General features: G+C 55.5%; 14 protein-coding genes. 8 read left to right on the forward strand and 6 right to left on the reverse strand.

What is annotated here, in order from left to right; genetic code table 11:
* Positions 1-116 precede the first annotated feature (116 nt).
* A complete protein-coding gene (locus ACMGG1_RS16420; protein ID WP_217330983.1) occupies positions 117-746 on the forward strand; it encodes a phosphatase PAP2 family protein in 630 nt (209 codons plus the stop codon).
* Between the two features lie 48 nt (positions 747-794).
* On the opposite strand, the gene apbC is transcribed toward ACMGG1_RS16420, so the two are convergent.
* On the reverse strand, positions 795-1,907 hold the full coding sequence (gene apbC / locus ACMGG1_RS16425; protein ID WP_217330982.1) for an iron-sulfur cluster carrier protein ApbC: 1,113 nt from the start codon (positions 1,905-1,907) through the stop codon (positions 795-797).
* 160 nt (positions 1,908-2,067) lie between these two features.
* On the opposite strand from apbC, the gene metG reads away from it, so the two are divergent.
* The 7 genes from metG to sanA all read left to right on the forward strand — a co-directional run bounded on the left by metG (position 2,068) and on the right by sanA (position 10,619).
* Complete coding sequence (metG, locus tag ACMGG1_RS16430; RefSeq protein WP_142815622.1) at positions 2,068-4,095, forward strand: methionine--tRNA ligase; 2,028 nt, start codon at positions 2,068-2,070, stop codon at positions 4,093-4,095.
* Positions 4,096-4,314: 219 nt separating this feature from the next.
* A complete protein-coding gene (locus tag ACMGG1_RS16435) occupies positions 4,315-5,538 on the forward strand; it encodes an MFS transporter (RefSeq protein WP_409324824.1) in 1,224 nt (407 codons plus the stop codon).
* A 136-nt stretch (positions 5,539-5,674) separates the two neighbouring features.
* A complete protein-coding gene (locus ACMGG1_RS16440) occupies positions 5,675-6,082 on the forward strand; it encodes a CidA/LrgA family protein (protein WP_142815623.1) in 408 nt (135 codons plus the stop codon).
* Positions 6,079-6,774 carry a CidB/LrgB family autolysis modulator gene (locus tag ACMGG1_RS16445; RefSeq protein ID WP_020825997.1) on the forward strand — a complete coding sequence of 232 codons (696 nt, stop codon included), beginning with the start codon at positions 6,079-6,081 and terminating at the stop codon, positions 6,772-6,774. Before ACMGG1_RS16440 ends, ACMGG1_RS16445 begins: the two co-directional genes overlap by 4 nt.
* A 135-nt stretch (positions 6,775-6,909) precedes the next feature.
* On the forward strand, positions 6,910-7,794 hold the full coding sequence (gene cdd / locus ACMGG1_RS16450; protein ID WP_048761681.1) for a cytidine deaminase: 885 nt from the start codon (positions 6,910-6,912) through the stop codon (positions 7,792-7,794).
* A 222-nt stretch (positions 7,795-8,016) separates the two neighbouring features.
* Positions 8,017-9,714, forward strand: a complete 1,698-nt coding sequence (locus ACMGG1_RS16455) for an NAD-dependent malic enzyme (protein ID WP_128864032.1) — start codon at positions 8,017-8,019, stop codon at positions 9,712-9,714.
* Positions 9,715-9,881: 167 nt separating this feature from the next.
* Entirely contained in the window at positions 9,882-10,619 is a 738-nt protein-coding gene (gene sanA, locus ACMGG1_RS16460) for an outer membrane permeability protein SanA (protein ID WP_020825994.1), read from the forward strand.
* 66 nt (positions 10,620-10,685) lie between these two features.
* On the opposite strand, the gene mglC is transcribed toward sanA, so the two are convergent.
* From mglC to yeiB, 5 genes are all read right to left on the reverse strand, one after another.
* Entirely contained in the window at positions 10,686-11,696 is a 1,011-nt protein-coding gene (mglC, locus tag ACMGG1_RS16465; RefSeq protein WP_012005998.1) for a galactose/methyl galactoside ABC transporter permease MglC, read from the reverse strand.
* 11 nt (positions 11,697-11,707) lie between these two features.
* The gene (gene mglA / locus ACMGG1_RS16470; RefSeq protein ID WP_020825993.1) at positions 11,708-13,216 is read right to left on the reverse strand and encodes a galactose/methyl galactoside ABC transporter ATP-binding protein MglA; all 1,509 of its coding nucleotides are present in this window, start codon (positions 13,214-13,216) and stop codon (positions 11,708-11,710) included.
* A 164-nt stretch (positions 13,217-13,380) separates the two neighbouring features.
* A complete protein-coding gene (mglB, locus tag ACMGG1_RS16475) occupies positions 13,381-14,373 on the reverse strand; it encodes a galactose/glucose ABC transporter substrate-binding protein MglB (RefSeq protein WP_020825992.1) in 993 nt (330 codons plus the stop codon).
* Positions 14,374-14,627: 254 nt separating this feature from the next.
* A complete protein-coding gene (gene galS, locus ACMGG1_RS16480; RefSeq protein WP_414160861.1) occupies positions 14,628-15,665 on the reverse strand; it encodes an HTH-type transcriptional regulator GalS in 1,038 nt (345 codons plus the stop codon).
* Between the two features lie 129 nt (positions 15,666-15,794).
* Complete coding sequence (yeiB, locus tag ACMGG1_RS16485) at positions 15,795-16,976, reverse strand: DUF418 domain-containing protein YeiB (protein WP_048761668.1); 1,182 nt, start codon at positions 16,974-16,976, stop codon at positions 15,795-15,797.
* Positions 16,977-17,020: the final 44 nt, after the last annotated feature.

Here is a 17,020-nt window from a genome sequence, read left to right on the forward strand (position 1 = left end):
CGGTGCTTGCAACGTTTTAAGATTATTGCGTCTAGGGCAATTGGGCGTCACGAGATAAACTCCCATGCTTGCTCATCATCCTACCCATGGGGTGCTGTATTTTATCGGAGTCTGACGTGCTGGATTGGTATTTTCTGACATTTTTTGGCGACAGCATGTTGCTGTTGCCATGTGCATTAATTCTCTTTGTCGCATTGGTCGTCCCGCGCGCCACCAGAACCGCCGGCTGGCAATGGGCGTTGATCTTCGGCAGCGCCGGCGCTGTGGTATGTGTGTCCAAGCTGGCCTTTATGGGCTGGGGGATTGGCATCGAAAGTTATGACTTTACCGGTTTTAGCGGTCATTCAGCCCTGGCCGCCAGCATCTGGCCAGTATTCCTCTGGACGCTGACCGGACGTTTTTCCCATGCCGTACGCAGCATGGCGTTAGTGTTCGGCTTGGTCCTGCCACTCACCATAGGGCTATCGCGGTTGGCCATTCAGGTGCATTCACCTTCGGAAGTGGTTAGCGGGCTAGTGCTTGGTTATCTGGCCAGTACCTTATTTCTGTTGCTGCAACGCGGTAAGGTGCGGCCACAGCTTTCATGGCCGAGAATTATCGCCGCTCTGGCCTTACCACTGGCGCTGATGGGCAATCGACAACCGGCGCCCACGCAAGGCCTGCTGGAACATATTGCTGTAACCCTCGCGCACATCGAACACCCTTATACCCGCGCCGATTTGCACAAACACGTCACAGCACCATAAGAAAAACCCCGGAGATAGCCGGGGTTTTTATTTTCCTGCCTGCGGCGATTACAGCGCGCGGAAAGAGATTTCCGTCGGGATCGCCTCGCCCTGCCAGTACATTTGCGCAGCAACCCGTCCGGCAAGTTGGCGATACAGTTCGGCAAACTCGCTGTCCGGTCGGCTTATCACCGTTGGCGCACCGCGATCCAAATCCTCGCGCAGAGAAATGTGCAGCGGCAGTTGCCCCAACAGGCGGCTGTGGTATTTCTTCACCAGCTTCTCCGCCCCGCCGGTACCGAAGATCGGCTCGTGATGTCCGCAGTTGCTGCAAATATGCACGCTCATGTTTTCCACGATACCCAAGACCGGCACATGCACTTTTTCAAACATCACAATGCCCTTGGCGGCATCGAGCAGCGCAATATCCTGCGGTGTTGTAACAACCAGAGCGCCAGTGACCGGAATATTTTGCGACAGCGTCAACTGGATGTCGCCGGTACCCGGCGGCATATCCAGCACCAAATAGTCCAGATCCGGCCACAGCGTGTCCTGCAGCAGTTGCATCAGCGCCTTGCTGGCCATTGGGCCACGCCAAACCATGGCGTTGTCATCGGTCACCAGATAACCGATCGAGTTGGTCGCTAACCCGTGGGCCACGATCGGCGCCATGTGCTGACCGTCCGGTGAGGTTGGTCGCTCGTTTTCCGTCCCCAGCATGTTCGGGATTGATGGACCGTAGATGTCGGCGTCCAAAATGCCGACCTTGGCGCCTTCTGCCGCCAGCGCTAACGCCAGGTTAACCGCTGTGGTGGATTTGCCCACCCCGCCCTTGCCGGAACTGATGGCGATAATATTGCGCACGCCCTTGATGCCGGCCTGATCGTTGGCGCGTTTCAGCGTGGTGATATCATGCTTCAGTTTCCAGTCAATCGCCTCGGCGCCGGTCACGCGCAGCAGTTCTGTGCTGACGCTGTCTTTGAGCGCCTCAAAACCACTTTGCCAGGCAAAGGGCATGGTCAATTCAATATGCAGCACATTATCCAGCAGCGCGCAGTGGTGAATTGCCTTCAGCGCAGTCAGATTGTTTTTTAACGTCGGGTGTTCAAAGGCGGCCAGTACACCGGTCACCAGGGCACGCAGAACTTCGGGGTTGGTCTGCTCGGGGGATTTTGCGTTCATCCCGGCTCCTTGATTTTGAATGGATAGCTTCCCGCTAAGCATATCAGAAGTGAGCGCCGGTCGGCGCATGTCCGCACAAAGAAACCGCCCTAGCCGTAGCGGGCGCGATCGGGTAACATCGAAGACCCTTTTTATTCATTACAGAAACCAAGTTCTCACTATGGCTCAAGTCGCGAAAAAATTATTGGTGACGTGCGCGCTACCGTACGCAAATGGTTCCATCCATCTCGGCCACATGCTCGAGCATATCCAGGCAGATATCTGGGTTCGTTACCAACGAATGCGCGGCAACGAGGTTCATTTCATCTGTGCGGACGACGCGCACGGCACGCCAATCATGCTGAAAGCTCAGCAGTTGGGCATCAAGCCGGAAGAAATGATTGCGGAGATGAGCCAGGAGCACCAACAGGATTTCGCCGGTTTTGGCATCAGCTATGATAACTATCATTCCACCCATAGCGATGAAAACCGTGAACTGTCGAGCCTGATTTACGGCCGCCTGAAAGAAAACGGCTTTATCAAGAACCGCACCATTTCACAGCTGTACGATCCGGAGAAAGGCATGTTCCTGCCCGACCGTTTCGTCAAAGGCACCTGCCCGAAATGTAAATCACCGGACCAATACGGCGACAACTGCGAAGTCTGCGGCGCGACCTACAGCCCGACCGAGTTGATCGAGCCGAAATCCGTAGTTTCCGGGGCAACGCCGGTATTGCGTGATTCAGAGCACTTCTTCTTTGATCTGCCGTCGTTCAGCGAAATGCTGCAGGCCTGGACCCGTTCCGGCGCGCTGCAAGAACAGGTGGCAAACAAGATGCAGGAGTGGTTCGAATCCGGCCTGCAACAGTGGGATATCTCCCGCGATGCGCCGTATTTCGGCTTTGAAATCCCGGACGCGCCGGGCAAATACTTCTACGTCTGGCTAGATGCGCCTATCGGTTACATGGGTTCATTCAAAAACCTGTGCGACAAGCGCGGCAATCTGGATTTCGACGAGTTCTGGCGTAAGGACTCCACGACCGAGCTGTATCACTTTATCGGTAAAGACATCGTTTATTTCCACAGCCTGTTCTGGCCGGCGATGCTGGAAGGCAGTAACTTCCGCAAACCGACCAATCTGTTCGTGCACGGCTATGTGACGGTGAACGGCGCCAAGATGTCCAAATCTCGCGGCACTTTCATCAAGGCCGGCACCTACCTGCAACACCTGGATGCCGACTGCCTGCGTTATTACTACGCCGCCAAGCTGTCTTCACGCATTGACGATATCGACCTGAATCTGGAAGATTTCGTGCAGCGGGTGAACGCCGACATCGTCAATAAAGTGGTCAACCTGGCTTCGCGCAACGCCGGCTTTATCAGCAAGCGTTTCGGTGGCCAACTGGCCGACAAGCTGGCCGATCCGGCGCTGTACCAGACCTTCGTTAACGCAGCGCAAAGCATCGCCGATGCCTACGCCAGCCGTGAGTCGGGCCGTGCAATCCGTGAAATCATGGCGCTGGCCGATTTGGCTAACCGCTATGTGGACGAACAGGCTCCTTGGGTGGTGGCGAAGCAAGAAGGCCGCGATGCCGATCTGCAGGCCATCTGTTCCATGGGTATCAACCTGTTCCGCGTGCTGATGACCTATCTGAAACCGGTGCTGCCGTCACTGACCGAACGTACCGAAGCCTTCCTCAACTGCGAGCTTACCTGGGACAGCATCCAGCAACCGCTGTTGGGGCATCAGGTCAACGCATTCAAGGCGCTGTTCAACCGTATCGACCTGGATAAGGTCAATGAAATGGTTAGCGCCTCGAAAGAAGACATGGCGGCAACGAAAGTGGTCAGCGGGCCGTTGGCGGACGATCCTATTCAGGAAACCATCACCTTTGACGATTTCGCCAAGGTTGATATGCGCATTGCACTGATCAAGAGCGCCGACTTTGTTGAAGGTTCAGACAAGTTGCTGAAGCTGCAGCTGGATCTGGGCGGCGAATCACGTCAGATCTTCTCTGGCATTCGCTCCGCTTACCCGGATCCGAAAGCGCTTGAAGGCCGTCTGACCATCATGGTCGCCAACCTGGCACCGCGTAAGATGCGCTTCGGGATTTCTGAAGGCATGGTGATGGCTGCCGGCCCAGGAGGGAAAGAGATCTTCCTGCTGAGCCCGGACAGCGGTGCACAGCCAGGTATGCAGGTGAAATAACACCGGTTTTCCAACCTCTAAAGGGTCGAGCTTGCTCGGCCCTTTTTATGCGCTTAGTCCAGCAGTGGTTCGCCAGGCTACAGGCTAAAACCGGCAAGTAATCCCTCTCCAGGAGGTTACCGAGGTAACCTCTTTTTTTACATCGCCTCTTCCCAGACGGCCAAAATGAGCTATGTTATCCATACTGGTTTTATCACTGTATGCATAAACAGGTCTGATATGAAGGGATTCCCACCGCTGATTAACGCCTTGCTGGTCAGTTCGCTGGTACTGACCATTGGCCGCGGCGTAACGCTGCCGTTCATTACTATCTATCTGACCGGGCATTTTCATCTGCTGCCCAAAAGCGTCGGCATCATTCTGGGTATCAGCCTGGCGATCGGCATTTTCGCCAGCCTGTATGGCGGCTACCTGGTAGACAAATTCAACAAAAACACGCTGATCCTGATTTCCATTCTTTTGTTCGCCCTGAGTTTTTTCGCTATCCCTTGGATCCCGCGGCCGGGGGGTATCGTTGTGGTTTTGGCTATTTTACATACCGCCTATTCCGTATTGGGCATCACCATTAAAGCGTGCTTTGCCGACTGGCTGCCGGTCGCGCAGCGCATCAAAGCCTTTTCAATAAACTATACGCTGGTCAACGTCGGCTGGGCGGTTGGATCATCGTTGGGGGTACTGGTGGCAGGTCTGGATCCGCTGTTGCCGTTTTACCTTTCCGGTGGATTGGCTTTATTCACGGTGGCGACGCTGAACGTCATCCTGCGCAGGCAGTCCGCTACGGCCCCGGTCGCGCTGGATGCAACGCCCGCCGCGCGCCCTAATTTTCGCCAGACGCTGACCATCCTGCGTAACGATCGCCGGCTGATTTACTTTACCCTTGGCAGTACGCTGGGTGCGGTGGTTTTTGGCCAGTTCTCCGGCTATTTATCGCAATACCTGATCACCGTTTCTAATGCAGAGTTCGCTTATCAGGTCATTGGGGCGGTGATGATCGTCAACGCCTGTATCGTCATCGCCCTGCAGTATCTGCTCAGCCGCGGCATGCGCCAGGAAAATATGCTGCGCTGGCTGGCGCTGGGCACGCTATTTTTCATTCTCGGGCTGATCGGTTTTTGGCTGGCCGGGCAATCGCTCTGGCTCTGGATCCTTGCCATGGCGATATTCACCCTGGGCGAAATCATAGTGATCCCGGTGGAATATATGTTTATCGACTTCATCGCGCCACAGCATCTGAAAGGCAGCTATTACGGCGTACAAAACCTGAGCGCTCTGGGCGGCGCCATCAATCCGGTACTGTGCGGTTTTATTCTCAGCTACGCCGCGCCGCAAATGATGTTTCTGATGTTGATTGCTGCTGCGCTGCTCAGCCTGCTATTCTTTTTTCTCGGGCATCGCCTAGCGCAGAGGCAACAACAGAATGCCAACTTCGCCAGTGCAGAATAAACCCGCGTCCCTTTTCATCGCGGTTGTCAACCAGCCCCATCGGCATGGTAGCCATAGAGAGAATTCATGGTGTGATTTGTGGCGAAGATCACAGTTTAATTGTATGATGAATGCATCGGTTAAACGGGATTAAGTTATGGCCAAGCTACTCACTCTGTGCTGGAAATACCTGAGGGCATTCGTCCTTATCTACCTTTGTCTGCTCGCCGGCAATGCCATCGCGGCTCTGCTGCCGATCGCCATTCCGGGCAGCATTATCGGCATGCTATTGCTGTTCGCCCTGCTCTCCACCCAAATTCTGCCGGCCAAATGGGTCAAACCCGGTTGCCACCTGCTGATCCGCTATATGGTGCTGTTGTTCGTGCCTATCGGCGTGGGCGTGATGAAATACTATGACCAGATTATCGAGCATCTGGGGCCGCTGGTGGTGTCCTGCATCGTCAGCACCCTGATGGTGTTGGTGGTGGTCGGCTACACCTCACATTATTTCCACCGGGAGCGCAGCATCATCGGCAAGCCTGATGCCGCGGAGGGCGAAAAATGATCCATGAAATCTGGTGGTCATTACCGCTGACGCTGGCCATCTATTTTGCAGCGCGCAAACTGGCGCAATGGCTGAACATGCCGTTGCTGAACCCACTGCTGGTGTCGATGGCGGTGATCATCCCCCTGCTGTTGCTGACCGGCATTCCTTATGAGCGTTATTTTCAGGGCAGTAAAATCCTCAATGACTTGCTGCAACCGGCCGTAGTGGCATTGGCTTATCCGCTGTATGAACAGCTGCATCAGATCCGCGCCCGCTGGAAGTCCATTATCGCCGTCTGCTTTATCGGCAGCCTCACCGCGATGATCAGCGGCGGCGCCATCGCTTTATGGATGGGGGCTACGCCGGAAATTGCCGCTTCCATCATGCCAAAATCGGTCACCACGCCCATCGCCATGGCGGTCGCAGAGTCGCTCGGCGGCATTCCGGCAATCAGCGCCGTTTGCGTGATTTTCGTCGGTATTCTCGGCGCGGTTTTCGGGCATACGCTGTTCAAAGTATTGAAAATCACCACCCGCTCGGCACGCGGGTTGGCTATGGGGACCGCGTCACATGCGCTCGGCACGGCACGCTGTGCAGAAATGGACTATCAGGAAGGGGCATTTGGTTCACTGGCCCTGGTGATCTGCGGCATCATCACCTCGCTGCTGGCGCCGTTTCTGTTTCCGGTACTGTTGCACCTGTTTGCCTAAGGCCTAAAACTTGCGATACATCTCGCATTTATGGTTTTCATTGCATTGATTTCATCAATAAAGAGATTTACATCACACTTTATTCGCGCCGGGCTGCCTAGAATGTTATCCCGTTAACCTGTAGAGAGAGTTTCTATGCACCCGCGTTTTCAAACCGCTTTTGCTGAACTGCCCGCCACATTGCAATCCGCCCTGCTGCCTTATTTTGATGCGCCTGATTTTCCGGCCATGCTCAAGGCGGAACAAGTGGATGCTATCAAGCAGCGCTGCGGGCTGGATGATGATGCTCTGGCATTCGCTCTGCTGCCGCTGGCGGCGGCCTGCTCGTTAGCGCCGATTTCGCAGTTTTATGTTGGCGCCATTGCTCGCGGGCAGAGCGGCAACCTGTATTTTGGCGCCAACATGGAGTTCAGCGGCGCGCCGATGCAACAAACCATTCATGCAGAGCAGTGTGCCGTGACTCATGCCTGGCTACGCGGCGAATCAGCGTTAGCCTCCATCACCGTTAACTACACGCCTTGTGGCCACTGCCGTCAGTTTATGAACGAACTCAACAGTGGTACCACGCTGAAAATTCGTCTGCCCGGTCGCGAACCGGCCACCCTGGGCGACTATCTGCCGGATGCCTTCGGCCCGAAAGACCTGAATATCGCCACGTTGCTGATGGACCGCGTCGATCATGGTTTCCAACTGACGCTGACCGACGAACTGGAGATGGCCGCGCTGGCTGCCGCCAATCAGAGTCACGCGCCCTACAGCAATGCTCACAGCGGCGTCGCACTGGAAGCCGAAGACGGGACGATTTATAGCGGTCGTTATGCGGAAAACGCAGCCTTCAACCCCAGCCTGCCGCCGCTGCAGGCCGCGCTGATTCTGATGAACGTCTCCGGCGGCGACTGCCAAAAAGTGGTTCGAGCGGTGCTGGCCGAGCCCGACAGTGCCATCCTCACCCAATGGGATGCCACCCGCGCCACGTTGGCCGCGCTGGGTTGCCAAAATGTCAGTCGTATCACTTTCTAAATCTGCCCCCTGGCGGTGCTGCCCGGCACCGCTGTTACCAGCCCCGCCAGCCGATTACAATGGCATTCACGTCTTAAAACACTTTCTTTAGTTAAATTAGGACTTGATCGTCGATAATTACGCCAATTTACCTCATGATCCGATAACAATTGCTGTACATATTTCCCCGATCTTTTAGGATCTAGCTCATAAAGTTATCCGATACGTTGAAGAGCAAAAGCCATGGAACTTGAATACGAAAGCAAACGCCCTCTCTACATCCCTTATGCCGGCCCTATTCTGCTGGAATTTCCGCTGCTCAATAAAGGCAGCGCTTTCACCGAGGATGAACGCAGCCATTTCAACCTGCACGGGTTGCTGCCAGAAGCGGTAGAAACCATCGAAGAGCAGGCGGAACGTGCCTACCGCCAGTACCAGGATTTCAAAAACGACAGCGATAAACACATTTATCTGCGTAATATCCAGGACACCAACGAAACCCTGTTCTATCGCCTGCTGGAAGCGCACCTGAGCGAGATGATGCCGATCATCTACACGCCGACGGTGGGCGAGGCCTGTGAGCACTTCTCCGATATTTACCGCCGGGCGCGTGGGCTGTTTATCTCCTACCCTAATCGCGACCGCATTGACGACATGCTGCAAAACGCCACCAAGCAAAACGTTAAGGTGATCGTCGTCACCGACGGTGAGCGCATTCTCGGTCTGGGCGACCAGGGTATCGGCGGCATGGGCATTCCAATCGGTAAACTGTCGCTGTACACCGCCTGCGGCGGCATCAGCCCGGCCTATACCCTGCCGGTGGTGCTGGACGTCGGCACCAACAACCCGCAGCGCCTGAACGATCCGCTGTACATGGGCTGGCGTCACCCGCGTATTTCAGGCGACGAATACCACGCCTTTGTTGAAGAGTTTATCCAGGCGGTCAAGCGCCGCTGGCCGAACGTGCTGCTGCAGTTCGAAGATTTTGCGCAGAATAACGCCACCCCGCTGCTGAACCGCTACCGTGACGAAATCTGCTGCTTCAACGACGACATTCAGGGCACCGCAGCCGTCACGCTGGGCAGCCTGATCGCCGCCAGCCGCGCCGCCGGCAGCCAACTGCGCGATCAGACCGTCACCTTCCTGGGCGCCGGCTCTGCAGGTTGCGGTATTGCCGAGCAAATTATCGCGCAGATGAAATCCGAAGGCCTGAGCGAAGACGAAGCCCGCGCGCGCGTCTTTATGGTCGACCGTTTCGGCCTGCTGACCGACAAACTGCCTAACCTGCTCGATTTCCAGAGCAAGCTGGTGCAAAAGAGCGAGCATCTGACCGCATGGCAGACAGAAAGCGATGCCATTTCCCTGCTGGACGTGGTGCGTAATGCCAAGCCAACCATTTTGATCGGCGTTTCGGGCCAGCCAGGCCTGTTTACCGAAGAACTGATCCGCGAAATGCACAAGCACTGCCCGCGCCCGATCGTCATGCCGCTGTCCAACCCAACCTCCCGCGTGGAAGCCCGCCCGGAAGACATCATTAACTGGACCGAAGGCGCTGCATTAGTAGCAACCGGCAGCCCGTTTGCGCCGGTGAGCTACAAAGATCAGGTATTCCCGATTGCCCAGTGCAACAACTCCTATATCTTCCCGGGGATTGGATTGGGCGTACTGGCCTCCGGCGCCACCCGCGTCACCGACGCGATGCTGATGGCCGCCAGCCGTGCGCTGGCCGACTGTTCGCCGCTGGCGACCGACGGGCATGGCGCACTGCTGCCGAATATCGACGATATTCAGGGCGTGTCCAAGTGCATTGCCATGGAAGTGGGTAAAGCGGCACAGCTGCAAGGCGTTGCTGTGGTCACCTCAGAAGAAGCGCTGTCGAAAGGCATCGAACACAACTTCTGGCGCCCGCAATACCGCAGCTATAAGCGCACTTCATTCTGATTTGCACAGTTAAACATCAGGCCCGGCTCGCCGGGCTTTTTTTATGCTCAAACCGCCTAAAAATGCGGTGCAATGCTTGCTTGATAGGGCGTCAAGCTTGCGTCGGCCTGTCAGGTAAAGTAGCCTTGAGCCATCTTTTTTGGCCCCTGTGCGCGTAAGGCAATAACATGTGGAAACGCCTGATAATCAGCCTGTTCATCATCACTGCGCTGTTGATGCTTTCGGCTCTCGCGCTCGATCGTTGGATCAGCTGGAAAACCGCGCCTTACGTCTATGACGAACTGCAAGGCCTGCCTCATCGCCAGGTCGGCGTGGTACTGGGCACGGCCAAATATTACCGCACCGGCGTGATCAACCAATATTATCGCTACCGCATTCAGGGCGCGATTAATGCCTATAACAGCGGCAAAGTGAAATACCTGCTGCTGAGCGGCGACAATGCCCAGCAAAGCTACAACGAGCCGATGACCATGCGCCGCGATTTGATCGCCGCCGGCGTGGCGCCCAGCGATATCGTGCTGGATTATGCCGGTTTCCGTACTCTTGACTCTATCGTCCGCACCCGCAAAGTGTTCGACACCAACGACTTTATCATTATCACCCAGCGCTTCCATTGCGAGCGCGCGCTGTTTATCGCGCTGCATATGGGGATCCAGGCTCAGTGCTACGCAGTTCCTTCGCCAAAAGACATGATGACGGTACGGGCACGCGAGATCTTCGCCCGCCTTGGCGCACTGACCGATTTGTACATACTAAAACGCGAGCCGCGCTTCCTCGGGCCACTGATCCCCATTTCCGCCATGCATACCGTACCGGAAGATGCCCAAGGCTACCCGGCAGTTTCGCCAGAGCAATTGGTTGAGCTGGAACACAAGCTGGCTGCGGAAAAACAAAAGGCCAAATAAGCTTTATGCCGCCCTGGAAACAGCAACGGCCAGCATTTGCTGGCCGTTTTCATAGCTGAGACACAACTATTTTTTCTTGGCGTATTTTAAGGAGTCCAACGCCACGGCGAAGATAATGATGCCGCCCTTGATGATGTACTGCCAGTAAGGGTTAACGCCAATGTAGGTCAGGCCGTAGTTGATAACCGTAAAGATGATGACCCCGGTCACGACCCCCAGCACCGTCCCGACGCCGCCGGCAAAGGACACCCCGCCCACCACGCACGCCGCAATGGCGTCCAGTTCATACATAAAGCCCAGGTTATTGGTGGCGCTGCCGATACGGCCCGCTTCCAGTAAGCCGCCGAAGGCGTAGAACACCCCGGACAGCGCATAAATCATGATCAGGTTCAGCGGCACGTTCACGCCGGAAACCTTGGCTGCCTCAGGGTTGCCGCCGATGGCGAAAATATTTTTGCCGAAGCGGGTTTTATTCCACAGGATCCAGACAAAAATAATCGCAATGATGGCGTAGAAGGTGATGTACGACAGCTTAAAGTCGCCAAAACGCAGGAACCCCTGGGCAAAGGTGGAAAACTTGGGATCAAACCCCGCCACTGGCGAGGCGCCAACGGAGTCGTAATACAGCGAGTTGATGCCGTAAACGATGATCATGGTGCCCAGCGTGGTAATAAACGGCGTCACATTGAGGTAAGCGATGATCAAACCGTTCACCAGACCGATCACCGCACCCACGGCGCACACCAGCAGGATCACCAGCGGGATCGACCAGGTTTCCATATGCGGGAATACCTTGTTCACGTTATCCATCGACTGCAACAACGTCGCCGCGATCACCGCCGCCAGGCCAACCTGGCGCCCGGCGGACAGGTCAGTCCCCTGGGTAACAATCAGCCCCGCCACGCCCAGTGCAATAATGATGCGCACCGAAGACTGGGTCAGGATATTGCTCAGGTTCATTAGACTGAGGAAGGTCGGGTCCTGGATAATAATAATTGCCAGCAGCACCAGCAACACTACGTAAATGCCACCTTCCTTGAAATAGGTGAACAAAGTTTTTTTATTCAGCGCGTTCATAATTCTGATCCTTAAAGGTGCAGGGATGCGAGACGTAAAATTTCATTTTGCGAGGTCTGTTTGGTGTTGACGATGCCCGCAACCTGACCATTACTCATCACCAGTATTCTGTCGGTAATTCCCAAAAGCTCCGGCATTTCAGACGAGACAATAATGATCCCCTTGCCCTTCTTCGCCAGTTCGGTCATCAGCTGATAAATTTCGAATTTGGCGCCGACGTCAATGCCGCGCGTCGGCTCATCCAGCATTAATATTTCCGGCTGAGTCAGCAGCCAACGGCCGATGATCACCTTCTGCTGATTACCGCCCGACAGCGAACCTATGTGGGTATGGTGGCCCGGGGTTTTGACCCGCATGGCATCGATCACCCACTGGGTATCGCTTTTCATGCGGGCGTTATCCAACAGGCCGATTTTATTTTTGTAGTTGCGAATATTGGAGATCAGCGAGTTGAACCCCACGTCCAGATAGGCATAAATCCCGGTGGAACGACGTTCTTCGGTGACCAGTGCGAAACCGTGGTTTATCGCCTCATTGGCGCTGTGGTTGTTGATGGTTTTACCGTGCAGCTTGATGGTACCCGCAATTTTTTCGCGGATGCCAAACAGGGTTTCGACGATGTCGGTACGTTTGGCCCCCACCAGCCCGGCGATGCCGAGGATCTCGCCCTGATGCAGATCGAAAGAGACGTCGCGAATCGAAGGCTGGCGCAAGGAGGTCAGGTTCTTCACCTCCAGGATCACCTCGCCCGGCGTATTCTGTCGATCGGGGAAACGCTGGCTGAGCGAACGCCCCACCATCATCGAGATGATCTTGTCCATATCCAGCCCTTCCAGCGGCTGGGTGGCGATCCACTGGCCATCACGCAGAATGGTGATTTCGTCGCACAGCTGGAAGATCTCTTCCATCTTATGCGAGATATAGACGATGCCGCAGCCGCGTTCCTTCAGCTTGCGGATAATGGTGAACAGGTGGTTCACCTCTTTTTCCGTCAGCGATGAAGTGGGCTCATCCATAATGACAATCTTGGCGTCATAGGAGAAAGCCTTGGCGATTTCAATCATCTGCATTTGCGATACCGATAGCGTGCCCACTTTATCCCGCGGGTTAATATCAATATCCAGCTCGTCGAATATCGCCTGGGTATCTTTCAGCATCTTGTCCTGATCGACAAACATGCCCTTGGTCGGGTAGCGCCCCAACCACATGTTGTCCATCACGGTGCGCTGCAAGACCAGGTTTAATTCCTGATGCACCATGGACACGCCGTGTTCCAGCGCCTCTTTAGAGCTTTTGAAATCTATTTCCTGGCCCTGAAAAATAATACTGCCGGCATCCTTTTTATAAATGCCGAACAGGCATTTTAATAATGTCGACTTCCCCGCGCCGTTCTCTCCCATTAATGCATGAATGGAGTGCGGACGAACGCGCAGATTCACATTATCCAATGCCTTGACGCCGGGAAATGATTTACTGATATCAGTCATTTCCAGCAAAAATTCGCGTGGGCTGTCGGCCATAAATACACCTGGCTATGTGATCCGACACCTTCCAAACCACCGCCTAATTAGCTGCAGCTTGAAACTCATCGGATCTGGGCTGTGATTTTAAGAAAAATTACCCCGCCGGCGGCTTTCCTGGTGTTGGCGCTGGGCAGCGCACCGCAGGCGGGGCCATTCAGAACTTACTTAACAAATTTGGACAAATTGTCCTTATCTACGCCAACGTAAGGAATGCGCACCACTTTATTGTCGATTTTATATTGGGTGCCGTCGGCAGCAGGTTTGCCCGCAGCCAGGTTTTTCGCCAGCTCGAAGGTGGCTTTGGCCTGGTTGTCGGCATCGTTCAGCACCGTCCCCGCCATCGCGCCGGATTTCACCATCGCCAGAGCCTCTGGCAAGGCATCGACACCGAATACCGGGATGCTGGATTTGTTGTGCGCTTTCAGCGCTTCTACCGCACCCATCGCCATGGCATCGTTGTTGGCGATAACCACTTCGATTTTGTTGGCGTTAGGGCCGGACAGCCAGGCATCCATCTTGTCTTTTGCCTGTGCGGTGTCCCACATCGCGGTGTCCATCTGCAGTTGCTGAGTTTTAATACCGTCGTCATTCAGCGTTTTCACCACGTAAGTGGTACGCGCTTCTGCATCCGGATGGCCCGGTTCACCTTTCAGCAACACGTACTGGATCTGACCGTCTTTATTCAAATCCCAGTTCGGGTTGGCCTTCCAGTGTTTCTCAATCAGTTGGCCCTGGATCACGCCGGACTCTTTAGAGTCGGTGCCCACGTAATAGGCTTTGTCATAGCTGTCCAGCGCTTTGCGGGAAGGCTCTTTGTTGTAGAACACGATAGGGATATCGTTTGCGCGTGCCTTATCAATCACCACCGGGGCAGCCGCTGGATCCACCAGGTTAATCGCCAGCGCTTTTACGCCCTTGGCGATCAGCACGTCGATCTGGTCGTTTTGTTTGGATTGGTCGTTCTGCGAGTCATTCATCAGCAGGGTGACATCCGGAGAGGCCTTGGCGTCTTTCTCGATTGCCTTGCGCACCACCGACATAAAGTTGTCGTCATATTTATAAATCGTGACGCCAATACGGGTATCTGCGTGAGCTGCGGCGCCAAACATCATGGCTGCGGCCGTCGCGGCCAGGGTGAAAACCTTCTTATTCATTGTGTGTCTCCGGTTTATGTAGGGTCTTGCTCGGTATTAGGCCAAGGGCAACCGGCGGTGTCAGCACGACCGGGCCTGGCAGTTTCCCTGTCATCCGTGAATCATGTTATTCCTGAAAAATGTGGCGCCAGCGTGAGTTAAAACAGCAGCGGCAAGTGCCTTTACGCTGGAAAACGCCTAGAGCATAGACGGCGTGATGTTAATAATCTGTGAATTTTCTCACAGATTGAAAACGGTTACACAAGATTAAATGTTCAGAGAGTGACCGCCGCCTCACTTTGCCAAGGGGCCACAGAATGGCGTCGGACCAGGGTCGGCATAAACAAATGGCGGGCCTGCGGCTCCAGCTTGCCTGCCGCGCCCAGCAAGGCCAGTTCGGTGGCCAGCGTCGCCATGGTGACAATCGGGTAACGCACCGTGGTGAGCTTGGGGCTGGTGTAGCGAGCGATGGGGATGTCGTCGAACCCAACCAGCGAGAAGTTTTGCGGTACTGTGATAGCGTTTTCTTTCAACACCGCCATCGCCCCGGCGGCCATGGCGTCGTTGTAGGCGAATACCGCACTAAGATGCAGGTTGCGGCCAAGCAGTTCGATCATCGCCTCTTCCCCGCCCTGCAAATCTGGCGAACCATAGGCGCGCCAGCTGTCGGGCGTTGCCAGCCCGGCCGCCGCCATCGCCTGCGTGTAGCCTTGCTGGCGCAGCGGCCCGTCTTCGATTGCATGGTTCGAGCCCAGATAACCAATACGCTGGTGGCCCTGCGACAGCAGCAAACGCATCGCCATCTCTGCGCCGCTGACGTTATCGAGCCCGACGCAGCGATGTTCATAGCCGGGTATGATTCTGTTGATCAGCACCATACCCGGCACCTGATCGAGAAAGGCGATCAGCTCGGCATCACACAGAGTTTTAGCATGAACAATCAAGGCGTTGCAGCGTTGGCGAATCAGCACCTCGATGGCGTGGCGCTCTTTATCCGCCTGGTGATAGCTGTTACCGATCAACAGGTATTTGTGGTGCTGTTGCGCCACGGTGTCTACCGCTTTCACCAGTGCGCCGAAGAAGGGATCGGAGACATCCATCACCACCACCCCAAGGGTATCGCTGCTCTGGGTAGCCAGGGCTTGCGCATTGGCATTGGGTCGATAGCCCAGTTCAGCCACCGCCTTTAATACCTGCTCGCGCGTCTCTTTGCTGGTCAGGGCGCTGTGATTCAGCACGCGGGAGACGGTCGCCACAGACACGCCCGCACGCTTCGCCACGTCGCGAATGGTGGTTGGGTGAACAGAGGTCATGAAGGATCCTGAGGTCGGGGTAGTTGACAGTGGCGCTATCCTACCCCGTTTGTCATCCTCCTCTGCGTGAATTACGTCACAGGAAAGAAAACGTTTACATACATTTTTTTAACCTACCTGCGCCAGATCTCAATTCACCGCCTTGGGCTCTACCTTGCCGGTAGCCAGGGCGGTGAGTTTGCGCCACAGCCACTCCACCGGTCCCTGCTCGAAATAGCGCAGCCACAGGTTTGAAAACAACAGGTTAGCCAGCCAGACCAACGGAACGAAAGCCAAAAGTTGCAGGCGGTCAAACTGTTGATACAGGCCAAAGCGATAAAACAGCGTGGTGCAGATCAGCGTTTGCAGCAGGTAATTGCTCAGCGCCATGCGCCCGACCTGCGTCAACCAGTGCCCAATGCGCAAACGCGACAGCGTCGGCCAAAAACCGTAGCACAGCGCCAGATAGCCCATCGCCTGCAGGGGCGCCCCCAGCTCACGTGGCACCTGCAATAAAAAACCGCTCCAACGATAGTCCCAGTGAAGATGCCATTGCAGCACCACGGCCGGCAGTTGGATCAGCAATGAAAGCGGTATCAGCCATGCTGCCTGCCGGCGGTAGTAACCCGGTGAATAAGTGCCGCGTAGCCAGCCACTGCGCATTAAACCGGCGCCGAACAGCATCAGCCCCGCCAACTCCCAACCGTATTGCGCGCCAATCGCCAGCAGGCTGGAGGAGAGAAGATCGGTGCGGCTGCGCCAGGCTTCCATCCCGCCCTGCAGCTTCCAAAACTTCTCATACTGCAGCTCTGCCACGCCGGGTTGCCAGAAACTGCCAGGTTCACCGTGCGAAATGAAGCCCAACAACAACAGCACCCCGACGCCAATCAGGTACAGCACCACGCCGGTTTTCAACAGTTGATAGGTTTCTTTCGCATCGCGGATCATCCGCCAGCACACCAGCCCGATAAGCCCATAGGCTAGCAGGATATCGCCGTCCCAAAGGAAAATGGCATGTCCCAGGCCAAACAGCACCAGCCACGACAGCCGTGCACGTATCCAGCCTTTGCCGCGGCGCAGCAGCATCTGCAGCCCGGCGCCAAACAACAGGGCGAACATCGCCAGGAATTTAGCCTGCGCGAAAATGTCCAGCAGCGCCCAGGTCCAGGCATCGCGCGTTGTAGGCAAGCCCAGATAGGCCGGATTGAGATAGGCCGCCTTCGGCAGGCCAAAGGCGCTGATATTCAGCAGCAAAATGCCAAGGATGGCGATACCGCGCACGCAGTCCAGCGTGGCGATGCGCGGCAAAGGAGCCGTTGGGCTAGTGTTCATTATTTTATCGCTGTATTCCGCTCATTAAAAAGGCGCCCGCAGGC

It is taken from the genome of Serratia sp. BNK-12 (assembly GCF_047456085.1).
Taxonomy (GTDB): domain Bacteria; phylum Pseudomonadota; class Gammaproteobacteria; order Enterobacterales; family Enterobacteriaceae; genus Serratia; species Serratia liquefaciens.